Raw genomic sequence first — 15905 nt, 5'->3', positions numbered from 1 at the left:
TAAGTTCAATGAAAAATATATCTTAATACTAATATGTAGGTCATTTCTAAAGCATTAGCCTTTAACCAAAGATTATATATATTTACCTTATGTATATAAGCACTGCTATTATAAATTCTAGAGTGTTTTTTCAACTCACTTAAAAGTATATATATATTTCACATTAGTACATCTATTTTTAGCATTAAAAATAGAATCATTTGAAACCGATTACTGAAAAGTAATATGTCAGCCCTTGCTATATAAATAAATTAACTTTATTTTTCTGACTTATTTAATGATCACATTCTAACTACTCATACTTTAGCATAGACAATCTTATTTTCTAAAGTATATGAAAATATAAAAAACAAGCTATGTTTAGGAATATTGTTGAACTTAAATGGTCATAAAGAAGATGCTATATGAGCGAGCTATTAGAATTAAATGATTTTTTCAGATGGAATGGCTTTAAAAATCGCTAATACGTTCTTTATTAGTGATTTTTTGCGCAAGCTCATCTAATCATCGGATGACTGACCAATTAATTTCAACATCGCACCTTAACAGAGCAAAAATATAAAACTTGGAGGTAATATATTATGTTTTCTAAAATTAAATCCTTTAGACCACTTCTATTAGCAATGGCCTTTTTATTTACCAGTGCCGTGCCTAACTGGACTGCTGTAGCAAATGCTGCACCTTCAATGACTTCTGACTTCAAACAACTTAACTCTTCTCAAATTGTTTCAGCTATGGGCGCAGGCTGGAACTTAGGCAATCAGCTTGAAGCAAATAACAATGGTACACCTAATGAGACTGCCTGGGGCAACCCAACTGTTACCCAAGCCTTAATTCAGAAAGTTAAAGCTGCTGGCTTTAAGACCATCCGTATTCCTGTATCTTACTTAAACGCAATAGGTAGCGCACCAAACTACACCATCAATCCAACTTGGTTATCTAGAGTAAAGCAAGTGGTTGATTATGCTTATAGCCAAGGTTTATATGTAATCATTAATATGCATGGTGATGGTTATAAGTCAGTAAGTGGTTCATGGCTTATCTGCGATTCAAGTGACCAAACTACTATTAAAACTAAATATCAAAAGGCTTGGCAGCAAATAGCAAATACCTTTGTAAATTATAATGAACATCTTATTTTCGAATCAATGAATGAAGAATTTGATGGGACTTATGGTACGCCTAACACAACTTATTATTCAAATATAAATGCTTATAATCAAATCTTTGTCGATACTGTAAGACAAACCGGTGGCAATAACAGTGCAAGATGGCTTCTTATTCCTGGATGGAATACAAACATTGACTATACAGCTGGAAACTATGGCTTTGCTCTACCTAAGGATAGTTACAGGTCATCAACTGTACCTAGTTCAGAAAAGAGAGTAATGATTTCTGTTCACTACTATTCACCTTGGGATTTCTGTGGCGAAGAATCAGCCAATATAACTCAATGGGGAGCAACTGCTACGAATACTTCAAAAAAGTCAACTTGGGGGCAAGAAGACTATCTAAATTCAGAGTTTAAATCCATGTACGATAAATTCGTTACTCAAGGTTATCCAGTAGTAATTGGAGAATATGGTTCAGTAGATAAGACAAGCGCTGATTCAACTAACAATACCTATCGTGCTGCTTTTGCAAAAGCTGTTTGTTCTACTGCGAAAAAATATGTTTCAGTTCCTGTATACTGGGACAACGGATACAATGGACAATATGGCTTCGGTTTATTCAACAGGTCTAATAACACTGTAACTCAGCAAGGAATCATCAACGCAATAATGAGCGGTATTAATGGCAACTAATGTAACCTTCAGCTTCGTGCACTTTTTAAATTGTGTTTATAAAGTTTCTAAATAAACTAATATTTTATTCATTACCACTAGACACTTTATATTTATCATACGAATCTTAGTTAAACAAAAAGGGCTATATTTAAGAATATTATAGAAATTAAGTGGCCATGAAGAAATTATATTAATTCTTTGCTCAAGCTCATTAAAGCGACGGATCACTGACCGCTTAACTTCAACATGGTACTCAAATAGAGACTAAAAAATAGGAGGTATGTTTTATTATGTCAAAAGTTAAGTCATCAAAACTTTTCCTACTGGTAGTGGCATTCTTATTTGCAAATGTTATTCCTAGCTGGGGTTTAGTAGCTCATGCTGCTACTACTTTAAGTAGTGATTTTACTCAATTAAATGCCTCACAGATTGTTTCCTCAATGGGAGCAGGCTGGAACTTAGGTAATCAGCTTGAGGCCAGTAATAGCGGTACCCCTAGTGAAACTGCCTGGGGCAATCCAACAATAACAAAATCATTAATTCAAAAAGTAAAAGCTGCTGGTTTTAAAACAATCCGTATTCCAGTATCTTATTTAAGTACAATAGGAAGTGCACCTGATTATACTATTAATTCAGCTTGGCTTGCTAGAGTAAAAGAAGTAGTAGATTATGCTTATAGTGAAGGCTTGTATGTAATCATTAACATGCATGGTGATGGTTACAAAACTGTTAGTGGTTCATGGCTGATATGTGATTCAGGTGATCAAGCCACTATTAAAGCCAAATATCAAAAAGTATGGCAGCAAATCGCAAATACTTTCGTAAATTACAACGAACACTTGATATTTGAGTCTATGAATGAAGAATTTGATGGTACCTATGGTACTCCTAATGCTACTTATTATGCTAATATAAATGCTTATAATCAAATCTTTGTTGATACTGTAAGACAAACTGGTGGTAATAACAGCGCAAGATGGCTACTTATACCTGGTTGGAACACAAACATTGATTATACAGTAGGTAACTACGGTTTTGCACTCCCTACAGACAATTATAGATCAGCTACAATTCCAGCTTCAGAAAAGAGAATAATGCTTTCCGCTCACTACTATTCACCTTGGGATTTCTGTGGAGAAGAATCTGGAACAATAACTCAGTGGGGATCAACCTCTACCAATAGCTCTAGAAAATCAACTTGGGGACAAGAAGATTATTTAACTACTCAGCTAAAAGCCATGTACGACAAGTTTGTAACTCAAGGATACCCAGTTATATTAGGCGAATATGGCTCAGTAGATAAAACTAGTGCTGATTCAACTAATAATACTTACCGTGCTGCCTTTGCTAAAGCAGTATGTTCTACAGCAAAACAGTATAGCGCTGTTCCTGTTTATTGGGACAATGGTTACAATGGGGCTTATGGCTTTGGTTTATTTAATAGATCTACAAATGCTGTAACTCAGCAGGGCATTATTGATGCTATAATGAGTGGAATCGGTACAACCATTGCTCCTAGTTCTACAATTACCCCTACCACAGCTACCTTCGATATTAAAATTTCAGCACAAAGTGATATATCAGTAGTTATGAACCTAAATGGAAACACCTTAAGTGCAATATCTAACGGTTCAACAGCATTGGTAGCAGGTACAGACTATACCATTTCAAGCAATACTGTGACTATATCTAAAAGCTACCTTGCTAAACAGCCAATTGGCACTACAAATCTTACCTTTGACTTTAGTGCAGGTAACGATCCAGTTATTGGAGTCAACATAATAGATTCCTCTGATCAATCTGCAAGCATAAAAATACAAGAATTCAATGGTACTACATCCGTTTCCTCCAATACACTTAGTCCAAAATTAAAACTTACAAATACAAGTACGTCAGCTATAACTTTATCCAATGTAAAGATACGCTATTACTACACTACTGATACAGATAAAGCACAAAACTTCTTCTGTGACTGGTCTACAGTAGGCTCAAGCAATGTTACTGGAACCTTTGGTAAGCTCTCAACTGCAAAAACCGGTGCAGATTCTTATGTTGAAATAGGCTTCACTAGTACTGCAGGTACTCTTGCTGCTGGTCAAAGCGTAGAAATTCAAGTTAGAGTATCTAAAGTCGATTGGACTAACTATACTCAAACTGGTGACTATTCTTTCAACTCTACTGCAACTTCTTATACAGATTGGAATAAGGTTACAGGTTACCTTTCAGGTGTATTAAAGTATGGAGTAGAACCTTAAGTTAATATAAGTGAACTCTTGGTAAAAAATTTACTAAAGTTATATTAAGAACAAAAAATCAAAGCTCTAGCAATTAGTTTATCACTTCTTTGCTAGAGCTTTATTATGTTCATTCAATTACGTATCACTTTATTGATAAAGCCTATATCCTACAATACTCCTATAAAAAGTTAACGTAGATTTTAGATAGATTTACTATATAAGTGATTCACTTTTATAGATATTTAGCATATCTCTTTAATATCTTAGCAATTGGCAACCCAAATATTAAACCTATAACGATTTGAGTAACATTTCCAGGTATAGATTGTACTGGCGCTATCCAATTACCATAAAGAACTCCCTCAGTAACATAATACCCAAAGAGCATCCATATTCCAGATAAAATAATGGCAGCAATATTTAATACAATACTATTGCCTTCTTTCTTTCCACTCCAAGCTATAGCTCCTACCATATACCCCATAATTCCTCTTACTACAAAAGTAAATGGTGCCCAAAGAGCCCAACCTGAAGATAAATCAAAGATTGCCATACCTATAGCTCCAGCTATTGCTCCCTTTTCCTTTCCAAATACTATTGCAGTTATAAATAGCATTGCAGTTCCAAGATGAACCAGTCCACCATTAGATACAAAAGGTAATCTAATCTTAATTAAAGAAGTTGCTACAAAAACCAGTGCTACTAATAATGCTGTCTGCACCAAGTATTTAGTTGTAAATTTACTTTTATCTCTATTTATTTCCATTATCTAGCCCCACCTTTATTTATTCACTATATTTAAAACTTTTGTAAAAAATAACTAGTTATACGATAGATGCTATATTAGATATCTATTAACGCAAGCTCATTTAAATATCAGATGTCTGACCACTTAATTTCAACACAGTACTTTAACAGAGCCTAATATTCTAATGTTGTGCGACTTAGTGCTATTCTGTTAAATGCTTATTATATAAGCTCACCAAATCCTTATCTGTTTCAAACCCCAAATCCTTTAAGCCTCTATCAATTACACTTAAAGCATAAACTATTTTATCTTCACGAGCATTTTCCCCCATATGCCCTATTCTTAAGATTTCATTATCATATGGCTTTAGTGAAGTGATTATTAAAGTTCTGTATTTTTTTAACATGTGCTCTTTAAGTTTTAATGCTCCTATGTCTTCTGGTATTCTTACTGCCGTAACTGTATTGGAATATCCATCAGATAAAAATAGTTCTAGCCCATATTCTCTTATGGCCTTTCTTACTGCATTTGCACATCTTTCATGTCTTCTAAGGACATTTTCAATACCTTCTTCTAAAATATTATCTACAGCTTTGCTTAACCCCATAATATCACTTATTGGCATAGTGTATGGAAACCATTTATCTTTATAGTAGTTTTCCCAGATGGTCAAATTACAATAAAAGCCTATTATAGGACTTTTTCTTTTGCTCATGGCATATTTAGCTTTCTCACTAACGCTAACCATCGTAAGCCCCGCTGGAGCTGAAAAAGCTTTCTGCGACCCGCCTAAAGCTATATCAATCTTCCACTGATCAACTTTTATATCTTCACCTGCCATTGCTGAAACAGAGTCTACAACAGTTAATATTCCATACTCATTTAGCAGAGGACATATTTTAGACAAATCATTAAGAACACCTGTAGGCGTATCACAATGAACTATTGTTGCATACTTAAAGTTGTGATCCTTATCTAAAAATTCAGCTAATTTACTTGTATCTATAGCTTTGTTGTATTCATCTGAAAAAAGTATACCTTCACCTCCGTACATCTCAACAAAATCCTTAAATCCTCTACCGTAGATGCCATTGTCTAATACAAGCACTCTGTCTCCAGGTTCAGTAAGTGATGCACAAGCTGCTTCTAAGCCTAAAATTCCTTCTCCACTTAATATGTACACTGAATTATCGGTTTTTATTATCTTCCCTATCTTGTCGCAGGTATTTTTGTAAAACTCTACGAATTCCTCGTCAACATCTGGATTTGTAGTAACCTTTGACCTTTCCAATCTCACGTTTTCTCTCACACCAGTAGGACCTGGTGCATAGACAAATTTATCATTCATGGACAATACCTCCTATTTTCTTCCGTTTTATAATATTAATAAAATATCATAAATAGTTAAAAAAGTGAATTGTATCGGTACAATCCACCTTATATAATGATTTATTATATATAAAATATATTATTTTTTATTAAATCACTGTTATTTTCTTACAATAGTAATATAATATTAATAGCGTTATTAAACTACTATGCTCATTTATAATTGATTATATTTTAATCTATAAATTTCAATTTTATAACTATGATTATTAAAAGAGGCGATTGAAGTGAGATCAAATTATCTAATTTCATTAATTATGTTTTTGGTAGGTATAACATTTTACCTTTTCCCTAAGGCCTTAAGCTCAGGCAATGTAGGTTTAAAAATACCTTTCTCTTTAGAAAATAGATCTAACCTTGCTATAACTAATAAATTTTTTGGAAAAACCTTAGTTCTTGGAGGCCCGTTGTCAGGTATTCTATGTTTCCTAATTAGTTTAACTCCCTTAGATAGCCAAGTAAATGAGCCTATTTTCTACAATGGTATAAACATATGTATCATTCTCATACTTGCATTCGTTACAGAGGTTCGCTTAAGATTTAGACAAAATACTTAATTATAAGAGCAACCTAATATATACTGTTATCAATAAACAATTAAATTAGACAAAGTTTCTAACATAAACTATAAAAACCTCCTTTTAAGTAAAAACTGAAAAGAAGGCTTTTTTAATTACAAATATACTTATTTTTTTAATAACACTTATTTTAAAATAATATTATAGTACTACCTGAGTTAATAGAATATTTGTGTATTGTTTTTTATTTAATTTAACAAGTACTAGTTCTCCAAAAACTCCTCTATAGACCACTCCTTCTTATCTATTAGGATATTTTCCGCCTTAACATTCTTTGCAACTAATCTTTGTATTACGTCCTTATCAAACAAGTAACTTCCAACTATATAATAAATAGCATCTTCTTGTTCAACTAATTGTTCAAGCTTCTCATAAAATTCTTTTCTAGAGTTTACCCAATGATTACTGTAATTCTCGTCTTGTAACTTATCTAATTCCTCTCTATAAATAAACTCTTCCGATGAATCTACATTTACATTTATAATATAAGATACTTTAGTTTTATCGTTTTTATACGAGAGAATAATTGGTCTCATTGCTGCAATTCCTACTCCCATAGATAGTAAAATAACAGGTCTATTTTGACGTCTTAAAGTCAACACAGAACCTAGCTTGAACAACACCATTTCATCTCCTATTTTCAGTTCAGCTAATTTACTTTTATACTCAGAAGGAGAACTTGGAAATCTTGTTGTAATTCCTATTCTATTCTCCTCAGGCAAAGACATTATGGACATATGTCTAACCAAGTCTCTATTTGGTCTTTCACCTGTATCAAAGCCAACATGGGCAATATGTGTATGAGCCCCTTCTTCCCAAGTAAATCCTTCTGGCTTTTCAAAATAATAAGTTTTAGTTCCCTCTGCTTCATCAACAATATCTATTACTTTTATATTATGTTTTATCATATCTTTCTCCTTATTGATAATTATTATCATTTCATAACATATCTCATTTAATAATAGCATTATGCCTTTTCACCGTCAATTAGGTTTACAACAAAGCTTACTAATATATTGGAGCTAATTATATAGCTGTCACTATAGTGTTTTAACGTAGGATATTGGTCATATAAAAGTTTGTATATCTTACTGATACTTTAATTTTCTATTTCCAAATATATAAAGACTAAAAACTCATAAAATGCTGAGTTCTTAGTCTTCACTCTAAATTGGGGTTATAATTAATAATATTGTTTAATAATATTTTTTATACTTCATTACTTGTAGTAATCCTAACTCCAAATACCCTTCCTGCAATCTTTTCCTTGCTTGATAAGAACTTGATCTCAACCTTAGATTTTCCTTCAGTTAAGCTTTTTGGTATAGGATAGAACTTATTAAATAGGGTTTGTGGATTACTAGCATTTAATAATTCCTCTGCTATAAAAGTACCATCTACATAAATTCCAAACTCTCTAACATATCTTGGTCCATTAATGAAGCATTCCTTATCTTCGCCCCAATAAGTTACTGCTAGGTATACTTCACTATCACTGCTTACGTTCATCTCATAGCTGAAGTAGCCTCCATCCATAGCTTGACGCCAGCCCTTCCCAGCTTCACTAGAGTAATCTGAGCTTGAATTTTCATGTTTTAACTTATGTTCTATCTCTGGTTGCTGCTCATTTGGATTAACTTGGTCAATAGTTATCTTGTTTAAGCTTTCTTCATAATCCATCTTATTTAACTGAGCGTCTTTATATTCCTCTGGTGTCATTCTTGTCCAATATATTGTGTATCTTTGGTGATGAAGCTCATAAAAAGGAATCAAAGTATATTTTTTATGTCCTGGTTCTGCTATAGCTTCAGTTTCAAAGGTCAAGTTGGCACCTTCAACAGGTTTTATACATTCTTCAAATTTATCTGTAACTAAAGTTGAAACCGCAATTCCTGGATAGTGATTCAACTTCAAATGATCATCTAAAATATCTGTTTCAGGGAAGTTTTCTCTTCCAAGAGCACCTGCAAGTACTAATGGTCCATACATAAAGGCTATTTTATTTGAGTTATCCTTTGAAGTATATACATGTACACTCATAGGTAAAGAAACATCTATAACATCACCTTTTTTCCAATTGCCTTGTATAGATATATATCCATTTTTTGAAGCTGTATGCTCTTCTTTTCCATTTACAACTACTTTGATCTCACCATTTACCCAATAGGGAACCCTTATGCTAATAGTCATTAACTTTTCTTCTGCTTCTTCAAATATAAGTGTTGTTTTATCTTCTTTAGGGAACTTAGTCTCTTGTTTTAAAACTATTCCTTTATCCTCTAATTCTATCTTTGAAGCAATATAAAGATTTACAAAAAGCTTATCCTCTTCTCTATAGTATATATTTCTTGTATATCTTCCTGGGTTCTCCATTCCAGTTCCTGTGCAGCACCAAAAAGAATCATCTGGGGAACAGTAAACCTTAAAGTGTCCTGGCTGAGTGGATACAAAGTAAGTCTTCATACCTGACTCTGGATCTTGAGAAGCAAGTATATGATTGTATAGAGCATTTTCATAGTAGTCGATGTAGTAAGCATCATGCTCCCAAGCATATAGGTGTTCTGTAAGCTTTAGCATGTTATAAGTATTACAGGTTTCAGCTGTAGTAACCCCTAATCTTTCAGTGCTTGGCTTTCCAAAATGTTCATCTATACTGTTTCCTCCTATTGCATAGGAACGACTCTTAGTAACAACATTCCAAAAGTACTTAGCAGCATTTTTGTATTTTTCCTCACCTGTTAGCTCATATAACTTTGAAGCTCCTATAACCTTCGGTATCTGAGTATTAGCATGCTTTCCTTCTAATTCATCTTGAAGTTCAGTTAATGGAACTAAAGTTTCTTTGTGATAAAATCGTTTAGATAATTGCAGATAATCTTCATTTTTAGTAATTTCATAAAGTTTTGCCATTGCTTCACACATCCCACCATGCTCGCAATATAACATCTTATCAAATTGTTCCTCTGTAAGGTTATCAGTTCCTTTTTTAGCCCAATCTGAAAGTTTCTTAACCACTTCAAGTGCTTGTTCATTACCGGTAAACACATAAGCATCTATAAGTCCAGCAAAAATCTTATGAATGCTATACCAAGGAACCCAGCTGTCACCAAGCTCAAATCTATTAACATTGAAGTCTCCACTAAAAACCTTTATGAAACAATCCTTTGGAAAGCCACTAACATAGCCTTCTTCATCTAAACTTTGTAGATATGCAAGTTCAGATACAGCATACTTAAGCTTATCATTTAATCTCTCATCCTTATCTTCCAAATACATAGTAGCTAAGGCTGATAAAAAATGCCCTAGCGAATGTCCACTTATAGGCTTTGATTCCCATCCACCATAACGAGGCTTTTTAGGCGTTTCTCCTATGGCTTCATAGCAAGGTGCTAAAAGTCTATCTGTATCCAAATAAAGAAGATATTCTTTACCTTTCTCTTGAGATTCTTTAAATATACCATCTAGTAATTGTACCTTTTCCATAAATATCTCAACTCCCTTTAAAATATTTCATTAGTGATTTTCTACTCTTTATGTGCTGTGTAACTTCAAGACTATAACAATAAGTTAGTTGTTTCTTAAAGAGTAAAAGGTGCACTATATTAGTTTTACAATCATATTAATATACTGTACAATACTACTATGACACAATAATAAAGCCTTGTCGGTAGACTATATTAACAAAAGGTGGCGAATATTGACCAATGAGATATCTTAAAGCAGATATTAGTTCTCCTTTGGTTTTTTCTAACTGTGGTAACTTTACTTCTGATAGTAAATGGTTACACATGGAAAGAACCATTGACAACTATGAGCTTATTATAATGAATAAAGGAACTATGTATATAGAACAGGATTCTGAGAAGTATGAATTAAAGGAAGGGGAACTATTACTATTAGAACCATATCGTAAGCATAAAGGCTACGACTATTCTGAAAAAGGAACATCCTTCTATTGGCTCCATTTTTATTGTAATGAAGATCCTAAGATCTATAATCATGAGGAAGCTATGAATGAAATATCTATCGCTAAAAGTAATCCTTATTTTAATGGTTTGAACTCAAGCATTCTAATTCCTACCATGTCTAAAAACTTGAATTTAGACAGAATAAATGTGCTATTTAGGCAATTGATGCATATATCACAATCAACATATTATACTAGTCAAAGTGTAAACTATAACCTTACCTCCCTCTTAATAGAGGTCACAGAGCAGGTACTATTAAATTTTGATGCTTCACTTAGAAATCCTAAGGAGGAAGACATATTGCCTGAAATACTACAATGGATAAAAATTCATATAACTCAGAATATATCCTTGCAAAATGTCTCTTATGAATTCAACTTTTCCAAAGAATATTTGGCTCGTTATTTTAAGATAAGAATGGGTATGAGCATGCAGCAATATATAAATAATTTAAGAATATCTAGAGCCAAACAGCTATTATGCACTTCAAGCTTAAATATAAAAGAAATTGGTGAAGAATTAGGCTTCATAGATGAAAAATACTTTCTTAAGCTATTTAAAAAATATGAAAACTTAACCCCAAAGCAATTTAGAAATGCCTATAATATGACCTTTATCAATAATGTATAAAAAGTATTAGGAGCACACTTCTTCAGTGAGCTCTTTTACATCTGACTTATCTTTATAACCACCTAATTTCATAAATCTTCTTAAACATAGTCAAAAACAAAAATTCTTAACTTGTTATATTTATAACTTTAAAACAATATAACAAGTTAAGAATTTATTGGAAACATCAGTGTTTGAAGGCTATTCGAATACTATTTTTTAATATCTCTAAACTTCTTTAAGAATTCTTCTTCATCTAGAAAGCTTATATTATGTCCTCTAGACTTAAGGTCCGTTGCCTTTCTAAGCTTAAGGCTCATTTCTTCTTCTCGTAAACTATCTATATCTTTCATATTAGTAACTAAAATAGTTGTCTTTTTACTTACAGAGCTTCCTGTGGCCCCACCAAGTTTTCTTACAAATCTCATAGCTTCATCCCTAGACATAGAATTCAGTTTTCCAGTAAATACTACTACCTCATCTCTAAAAGCCTCTGTTCTTAATTCATCAAAGGTTCTATGTTTTTTATAGTCATAAATTTTATTAGAAGTTTTACACACCTTTCCCTTAGTTGAAGATGGTGTATACTCATTTCTATCCACAGCTCCTATAGTTACTCCTAATAGCTTTGATATTTCATTAATATCGCAGCACTTTAGCTCCTCAGATATATTAAGAAGTATATTGCTACAGGCCAGTGCATCGTATAATGCATCATGATGCTTAAACTCATAGCCTAAAAAGTCGTTTACTGAGTTAAGCTTGGCATTTTCAATCCCCTTATAAAAGTTCTTTGCTAGTTTCATGGTGCATATATATTGAAATGCAGGCAGCTCAATATCATAAAGCTCTGCACTTTTCCTTAAAACTGATATATCAAAGGCAGCATTGTGAGCTATTACTAAGTTACCATTAAAATGATGTTTAATCTTTTCCCATACTACATCAAACTCTGGCTCCTTCTCTACCATAGCTGGTCTAATTCCATGAATTCCAATGTTGATTGGCATAAATCTCATGTCCATAGGTCTTATCAGGTGGTGTATTCTCTCTACTACTTGTCCACTTTTTACAACCACTATACCTATAGAACATGGACTATTTCTCTTTTCATTTGCAGTCTCAAAATCTATTGCTATAAAATCCATATATTCTCCTGTTATAAATAGTCTGTTAGCTTTTTGTTAGTCTTCGATATATAACTATTACTTTCAAATTAATATTGAAATATTATCCTTAGAAAACTTCATTAATATGTACTTTCTTAGTTATATTGCTATTACTTTTTATTATATGTTTGTATTCATACATACGTCTATCAGCAATTTTTATCAATTTATCAAATTCTTTATCATCCTTAGGGTAATTGGCAATACCATAACTATAGCTACAAATAAATTTTTCTCCTCCAAAGCTTATCTGGTTATTTCTAAAATTCTCAATTAACTCTTCAAACCTATTTGTTAAGCTTTCTAAATCTGCATCAAAGAATACTCCAACAAATTCATCTCCGCCAAATCTGCCTATAATATCAGAATCTTTAAGCAATCCAGTAAGTCCTCTAGCAAAGGATTTTATAAGTTCGTCTCCTGCTAAATGTCCATAGTTATCATTAATAAACTTAAGTTCATTCAAATCAAATACTACTACAAAAAGTTCTCCTGACTCCGTGCTATCCCTAGAAATAATACTTTTCACTTCTTGCTCAAAATAGCTTCTATTATATACATTAGTCAATTTATCATACCTAGATAGATATATAGTTTCTTCATAGAGCTTGTGTTTAGAAATCGCAATAGACGCTTGACCTCCAGTATATTCCATCAATTCTCTATCTATTTCATCAAAAATGTTATTATAAACACTATCTATGTTGATAAAACCATAGCACTTACCTTCTATAAAAATTGGTGCACTTATAGCAGATTTTATTTTTATTCCATGCTCCGTATCCAACATACCTATAGGATCCATTTTGTCTATGTCATTAACAATTACTGTCTTATGAGATCTTTCTTCTTCATTAAACCATCCATCTTCTAGCTTTATTGAGAATTTCTCAACTTCCTCTGTCTTGTACCCTTTAGCTACAGCTATCTTCAAATTATTATCCTCATCTAATACCAATACAGAACCACAGCTTCTCGGATCAATGCAGTTAATGACCTTATCTAATATCAGCTGAAGCAACTCATTAATATTAAATATTTCATTAATGCTATATCCTATTTTTAACATAGCTTCTTTCAAAGTCATTAGCTTACCTATTCTTTCTCTACTTCTCTTTTGTTCCGAAATATCTAGAATTACACCTACTAAGCCTTTACTATCTCCATGCTCATTTGTAACTACAGATTTACAGAAGATAACATCGTGCTCTGTGTTGTCACTATGCATAAGCTTTGACTCATAAACCTGAGTTTCCTTACTTTCCATTAGTTTTTTATCTGCATGATTATAAATCTTTGCTGATTCACTTTCAAATATTTCATAGGCACTTTGCCCTATGACTTGTTCTTTTTCAATCCCTATGTATTCTATAAAAGCTGAATTACAATGATTATATACTCCATCCTCATCCTTTGAATATATAGGATTAGGAATAGCATCTATAAGAGTCTCTATAAAATTTAGGTTATCAGCTAAAGCTTCTCTTTGTAATAGCAATTCAGTAACATCATTGAGAATTAGTATCTTTCCAATTACTTCATCATTCTTTTCATATACTTTATTTATGTTAAGCTTATAATATTTTAATTGTCCATTATTCTCTATATTAATGATTCTTTCACTAAAAGAATCATTATTTACTGATAGCAATAACTCTTCATATTTCTTAAATACTTCATCAAATTTTTTAGTCCCTGCTTCTATATACTTAAGCTCTGATATAACCTGTTTAGCTGCATTATTAAAATTCACTATATTATTTTCATAATCAAGTATTACAACTCCATCTAACATATTAGAAAAAACCTTTTCTAATGCTACTGGTGTTATCTTTAGCAAGTTAAACTTTAATATAGCAAAGCTAGAAATTATCCCAGAAATAGAAAATGCAAAAGGACATAAATCTAAACGAAATGGCAAAACTTTAAACATATAAATTATGTCTGAAATCCATGGAATAACCCAAGCTATCATTAAAAATACCATTTGCTTTTTTACAATTGATACAGCTTTAAAATACGCTGATAAAAAAGTAATTAATCCTAGTACCATTATTGAATATGTATATGCAATGTTTACCCAATACCAAGGTCCCTGCACTATTTCTACCATTGGAAAAATACCATTAGTATTCATAGATAGTTTTTTATAAAATAGATGATGATAATCATTGGTATAGTTTAGTATCAATATAATAATAGGAATAATATACAATAAAAATAACCTTTTCTTAAATCTATCCCTATATCCGTTAAAGTTAATGGCAAACAACAGCCAAGCTACTGGTAAAAATGCTACACCTATATATTCTACTTTAATCCAAAACTTTACCGCTTCAATGCTTGTACATAATATTTCAAATGCATAGCCAAAAGAATAAATAGCTACAGGTATTAAAGCTATAGCAGCATATTTCTTATCTCTCTTCCATGAGAAATAGCCTAATAGCAGTGAGATTAAAGTAGATACCAACAATATTATGCTCAAAAAGTAATTAACACTCAAAAAAATCACCTCATCTAACTATTATACTAAAATATTCATACATACCTATATTAATTTTGAATTATACTTAGCTAATATTTGATTTATGTGCTTTTAAAGTATTGAATTTAAGTATTTGCCGTATAGTTTTATAGTTTTAGTTCTATAGCTCACTCATATAGTAGCTTCTACATAAATAATTAATATTAATAATAACCATATATAATAAAAAACATATAAAAAATGAAGCTACACACAATTAAAAAGTATATAGCTTCATTTGTCCTTAAGTTATTTATTCAATTTCTATTTTATGCCTTCAAACACAGATTTTATTGTATGTCCTATGAACTCCTCGTTAACCGCATCACCTGTTATTAATAATCTATAAAATAGTGGTGCGAACATTAAGTCCATTGCTAATTCTATATCTAAATCCTTACTTAGTTCTCCTCTAGAAATCCCACGTTCTAAAATATAGCGTGAATCCAATCTTCTTGGCTTAAAATACGTATTACGATAAGCCTCGGCTAGCTTTGGATCAAACTGGCCCTCTGCTATTATTTCATTTATTGCTTTTCCCTCTTTACTTGTTAAAAATTTTGATAAGTTATTTACTTGAATTATCATATCATTTAAAGTTGATCCAGTATCAGGTATTGGTAGCCTTACAACAGCGGCGTCAAAAAAAGCATCCATAACAACTGCTCCTTTGTTAGACCACCACTTATATATAGTAGCCTTACTAACTCCAGCTCTTTCAGCAATCTTTTCAATTGTAACTGATCCAAATCCATTTTCAAGCAATAATTCATATGCAGCAGTGAGAATTGCTTGTTTAGTTTTTTCACTACGTGGGCGTCCCATCTTTTTCTCCATAATATTACCTCCGTTATATATAAATCAAATAATAGACTTTATAAACTATACGTATA

General features: G+C 32.0%; 11 protein-coding genes. 4 read left to right on the top strand and 7 right to left on the bottom strand.

Annotated elements, in window-relative coordinates; genetic code table 11:
• Positions 1 to 581 precede the first annotated feature (581 nt).
• Complete coding sequence (locus GXK57_RS11435) at positions 582 to 1805, top strand: glycoside hydrolase family 5 protein (protein WP_160676008.1); 1224 nt, start codon at positions 582 to 584, stop codon at positions 1803 to 1805.
• 272 nt (positions 1806 to 2077) lie between these two features.
• Positions 2078 to 4042 carry a cellulase family glycosylhydrolase gene (locus GXK57_RS11430; protein WP_160676005.1) on the top strand — a complete coding sequence of 655 codons (1965 nt, stop codon included), beginning with the start codon at positions 2078 to 2080 and terminating at the stop codon, positions 4040 to 4042.
• Positions 4043 to 4256: 214 nt separating this feature from the next.
• Here GXK57_RS11430 and GXK57_RS11425 read toward each other — a convergent pair whose 3' ends face one another.
• Together GXK57_RS11425 and GXK57_RS11420 are read right to left on the bottom strand one after the other, a co-directional pair.
• Positions 4257 to 4790 (bottom strand): ECF transporter S component, encoded by a 534-nt coding sequence (locus GXK57_RS11425; RefSeq protein WP_160676002.1) that lies wholly within the window; start codon positions 4788 to 4790, stop codon positions 4257 to 4259.
• 184 nt (positions 4791 to 4974) lie between these two features.
• Positions 4975 to 6120 carry an alanine--glyoxylate aminotransferase family protein gene (locus GXK57_RS11420; protein WP_160675999.1) on the bottom strand — a complete coding sequence of 382 codons (1146 nt, stop codon included), beginning with the start codon at positions 6118 to 6120 and terminating at the stop codon, positions 4975 to 4977.
• A 268-nt stretch (positions 6121 to 6388) separates the two neighbouring features.
• Between GXK57_RS11420 and GXK57_RS11415 the strand changes: the two genes are divergently transcribed.
• A complete protein-coding gene (locus tag GXK57_RS11415; protein WP_160675996.1) occupies positions 6389 to 6718 on the top strand; it encodes a hypothetical protein in 330 nt (109 codons plus the stop codon).
• A gap of 224 nt (positions 6719 to 6942) precedes the next feature.
• Here GXK57_RS11415 and GXK57_RS11410 read toward each other — a convergent pair whose 3' ends face one another.
• Both GXK57_RS11410 and GXK57_RS11405 read right to left on the bottom strand, forming a co-directional pair.
• A complete protein-coding gene (locus GXK57_RS11410; protein WP_160675993.1) occupies positions 6943 to 7647 on the bottom strand; it encodes an FAD-dependent oxidoreductase in 705 nt (234 codons plus the stop codon).
• A 301-nt stretch (positions 7648 to 7948) separates the two neighbouring features.
• Entirely contained in the window at positions 7949 to 10222 is a 2274-nt protein-coding gene (locus tag GXK57_RS11405) for a glycoside hydrolase family 127 protein (protein ID WP_160675990.1), read from the bottom strand.
• A 221-nt stretch (positions 10223 to 10443) separates the two neighbouring features.
• Between GXK57_RS11405 and GXK57_RS11400 the strand changes: the two genes are divergently transcribed.
• Positions 10444 to 11337 carry an AraC family transcriptional regulator gene (locus GXK57_RS11400; protein WP_160675987.1) on the top strand — a complete coding sequence of 298 codons (894 nt, stop codon included), beginning with the start codon at positions 10444 to 10446 and terminating at the stop codon, positions 11335 to 11337.
• A 191-nt stretch (positions 11338 to 11528) separates the two neighbouring features.
• Here GXK57_RS11400 and GXK57_RS11395 read toward each other — a convergent pair whose 3' ends face one another.
• From GXK57_RS11395 to GXK57_RS11385, 3 genes are all read right to left on the bottom strand, one after another.
• On the bottom strand, positions 11529 to 12464 hold the full coding sequence (locus GXK57_RS11395) for an exonuclease domain-containing protein (protein ID WP_160675984.1): 936 nt from the start codon (positions 12462 to 12464) through the stop codon (positions 11529 to 11531).
• An 88-nt stretch (positions 12465 to 12552) separates the two neighbouring features.
• Positions 12553 to 15000, bottom strand: coding sequence for a histidine kinase N-terminal 7TM domain-containing protein (locus GXK57_RS11390; protein WP_347709090.1), 2448 nt, complete (start codon positions 14998 to 15000; stop codon positions 12553 to 12555).
• 276 nt (positions 15001 to 15276) lie between these two features.
• On the bottom strand, positions 15277 to 15849 hold the full coding sequence (locus GXK57_RS11385; RefSeq protein WP_160675981.1) for a TetR/AcrR family transcriptional regulator: 573 nt from the start codon (positions 15847 to 15849) through the stop codon (positions 15277 to 15279).
• Between the last annotated feature and the right edge of the window lie 56 nt (positions 15850 to 15905).

The organism is Clostridium sp. C8-1-8, from assembly GCF_009928445.1.
Taxonomy (GTDB): Bacteria; Bacillota; Clostridia; order Clostridiales; family Clostridiaceae; genus Clostridium_AR.
Note: the sequence above shows the minus strand (reverse complement) of the source record. Positions and strands in the feature narration are given on the sequence as shown.

What these genes read in the sequence shown, in the direction of transcription:
- GXK57_RS11405 (WP_160675990.1), bottom strand. Translation starts at nt 10,222, where the DNA reads ATGGAAAAGGTACAATTACTAGATGGTATATTTAAAGAATCTCAAGAG.
- GXK57_RS11385 (WP_160675981.1), bottom strand. Translation starts at nt 15,849, where the DNA reads ATGGAGAAAAAGATGGGACGCCCACGTAGTGAAAAAACTAAACAAGCA.
- GXK57_RS11430 (WP_160676005.1), top strand. Translation starts at nt 2,078, where the DNA reads ATGTCAAAAGTTAAGTCATCAAAACTTTTCCTACTGGTAGTGGCATTC.
- GXK57_RS11435 (WP_160676008.1), top strand. Translation starts at nt 582, where the DNA reads ATGTTTTCTAAAATTAAATCCTTTAGACCACTTCTATTAGCAATGGCC.
- GXK57_RS11410 (WP_160675993.1), bottom strand. Translation starts at nt 7,647, where the DNA reads ATGATAAAACATAATATAAAAGTAATAGATATTGTTGATGAAGCAGAG.
- GXK57_RS11395 (WP_160675984.1), bottom strand. Translation starts at nt 12,464, where the DNA reads ATGGATTTTATAGCAATAGATTTTGAGACTGCAAATGAAAAGAGAAAT.
- GXK57_RS11400 (WP_160675987.1), top strand. Translation starts at nt 10,444, where the DNA reads ATGAGATATCTTAAAGCAGATATTAGTTCTCCTTTGGTTTTTTCTAAC.
- GXK57_RS11425 (WP_160676002.1), bottom strand. Translation starts at nt 4,790, where the DNA reads ATGGAAATAAATAGAGATAAAAGTAAATTTACAACTAAATACTTGGTG.
- GXK57_RS11420 (WP_160675999.1), bottom strand. Translation starts at nt 6,120, where the DNA reads ATGAATGATAAATTTGTCTATGCACCAGGTCCTACTGGTGTGAGAGAA.